General features: G+C 65.5%; 4 protein-coding genes. All 4 read left to right on the plus strand.

The window, feature by feature from the left end; translation table 11 throughout:
- Positions 1 to 167: 167 nt before the first annotated feature.
- The 4 genes from RR49_RS00125 to RR49_RS00140 are packed head-to-tail and all read left to right on the plus strand — an operon-like array spanning position 168 to position 1,736.
- The gene (locus tag RR49_RS00125) at positions 168 to 434 is read left to right on the plus strand and encodes a glutaredoxin domain-containing protein (RefSeq protein ID WP_045245687.1); all 267 of its coding nucleotides are present in this window, start codon (positions 168 to 170) and stop codon (positions 432 to 434) included.
- The gene (locus RR49_RS00130; protein WP_048809517.1) at positions 434 to 1,108 is read left to right on the plus strand and encodes a SprT-like family protein; all 675 of its coding nucleotides are present in this window, start codon (positions 434 to 436) and stop codon (positions 1,106 to 1,108) included. Before RR49_RS00125 ends, RR49_RS00130 begins: the two co-directional genes overlap by 1 nt.
- Positions 1,109 to 1,117: 9 nt before the next feature.
- On the plus strand, positions 1,118 to 1,327 hold the full coding sequence (locus RR49_RS00135; protein ID WP_045245688.1) for a type II toxin-antitoxin system HicA family toxin: 210 nt from the start codon (positions 1,118 to 1,120) through the stop codon (positions 1,325 to 1,327).
- Positions 1,328 to 1,340: 13 nt separating this feature from the next.
- The gene (locus tag RR49_RS00140; RefSeq protein WP_045245690.1) at positions 1,341 to 1,736 is read left to right on the plus strand and encodes a hypothetical protein; all 396 of its coding nucleotides are present in this window, start codon (positions 1,341 to 1,343) and stop codon (positions 1,734 to 1,736) included.
- Positions 1,737 to 1,859 lie beyond the last annotated feature (123 nt).

The raw sequence follows: 1,859 nt of genomic DNA on the forward strand, positions 1-1,859 counted from the left end.
AACATCTTCAAGCAATGGCGCGCCTTGGCCACCCGCTACGACAAACTCGCCCTGACCTATCGCGGCGGCGTCGTCCTACGCGCCATCACCATCTGGCTCAAGGCTTTAAGAGACACGCCCTAGTCGCCTTCACGGCAAAAGAACGTGAGGGGGAAGGGGCAGGGACGATGAGTGCGACAGAAGCCGGCGAGGTGCAAGTGTTCGGCCGAGAGGGATGCGTGCAGTGCAGGGCAACGTGCCGAGCGCTCACCGAGCGGGGAATCGCGTTCGAGTCCGTTGACGTCGACGCAGACCTCGACGCGGCGGCGACGGCGCGGCGAGTGGCGCAGGCGGGAGGCTCGACGCAGCTTCCGGTGGTCCAAGTTCCCGGCATGGCGCCCTGGACAGGGTTTCGCCCGGACCTCATCGATGCGATCGCATCGGAGGCCGTGTGATGGGCGAGGGCACCTCCGCTCCCCTGGTCGCAGCGATCGAACGCACCTGGGCCGCGATTCAGCAGCGCCACAGCGACGTGCCGGAGGTCGTCGTTACCCTCGCGTCCGGTCGCACGGTCAAGGGCGTGAATCTCGGCCACTTCGCCCCCGATCGGTGGGTGCGTGGTGACGAGGTGGTGCACGAGTTGTTCATCGGCGGTGAAGGACTCTCACGCGGCGGCGTGGACGTGCTCGGCACACTTCTGCACGAAGCCGCCCACGGCGCCGCGAACACGCGAGGAATCAAAGACACCAGCAGACAGGGCCGCTACCACAACGCAGCTTTTCGGAGCATCGCAGAGAGCTTCGGTCTGACGCTCGAGAAAGATCCCCGCATCGGATGGTCAGTCACCACCGTGCCCACGGGAACCGCCGAGACGTACGCGGCCGAGGTTGCGCAGCTCACGGCGGCGATCACCGCCTACCGTCGAAGCGAATCGCCTGACGCGGAGGGCAAGACCAAGAGCAACAACGGCCGCACGGCCGTGTGCAGCTGCAGCCGCAAGATCCGCGCATCCAACGCCGTGATCGACGCGGGCCCGATCCTTTGCGGCCTGTGTGGCACCGAGTTTGAAACCGAAGAACAATACCAAAAAGGCAAGACCCCCCTTGACTTGCGGGCAAGGGGGGTCTAGACTAGACTCATGAAAGCACAGCGAACGCGAGACGTGCTGAAGCACCTGAAGAGCATCGGCTGGGTCTATCTGCGCGATGGTCAGGGTAGCCACGAACTATGGGGCCTGCCCGACGAGTCGCAGAAAGCCTCGATCCCGGCAGGGCACAAGGAAGTCTCAGCGGGCGTGCTGCGACAGATCGAGAGGGCCGGGGCGACACTCCCCCAGGCCTGGAAGTGAGAGGGAGGACGCGATGACACAGACATTCGCCGTCAGCGTCGAGCGCGAAGGCCGTTGGTGGGTGTTCGAGATCCCCGAACTCGGCACCGGAGGGCAGGCAGCCTCTCTCGACGAGGTAGATCGCGAGGCCCAGGGTGTCGCTGCGATGTGGCTCAACGTCGACCCCGCCGAGGTGGCCGTCACCGTCGACGTGCGCGCCCCTAAGCAGCTGCTCGACGAGTGGGCACAGGCGGAGAAGGACGAAGCTGAGGCGCGTCGGGCTCAGGCCCGCGCCGCGGAGCGTCGCCGCGCCGTGGTAACCGCGCTCAGGAACGAGAAGTACTCCGCCCCCGACGTCGGCCGCGTACTCGGGATCAGCAAGCAGCGGGTTTATCAGATCGAGAAAGCCAAGGCGAAGGCCTCCGCCTAGGGCGTGTTGATCAAGAGGTTCCGCTCCTCGGTGGGTGAGTCTTGAACGGTGACGCGACAGGAGATCTCTGACGAGGTGTGGGCCGTGATGGAGCCGTTGATGCCGACGGTGACCGGTCGGTCG

Source organism: Microbacterium ginsengisoli (assembly GCF_000956535.1).
In the GTDB taxonomy this organism is placed as follows: domain Bacteria; phylum Actinomycetota; class Actinomycetes; order Actinomycetales; family Microbacteriaceae; genus Microbacterium; species Microbacterium ginsengisoli.

Bases quoted from the DNA above. Each gene is read 5' to 3' on its own strand.
- RR49_RS00140 (WP_045245690.1), top strand. From the start codon at position 1,341: ATGACACAGACATTCGCCGTCAGCGTCGAGCGCGAAGGCCGTTGGTGG.
- RR49_RS00135 (WP_045245688.1), top strand. From the start codon at position 1,118: ATGAAAGCACAGCGAACGCGAGACGTGCTGAAGCACCTGAAGAGCATC.
- RR49_RS00125 (WP_045245687.1), top strand. From the start codon at position 168: ATGAGTGCGACAGAAGCCGGCGAGGTGCAAGTGTTCGGCCGAGAGGGA.
- RR49_RS00130 (WP_048809517.1), top strand. From the start codon at position 434: ATGGGCGAGGGCACCTCCGCTCCCCTGGTCGCAGCGATCGAACGCACC.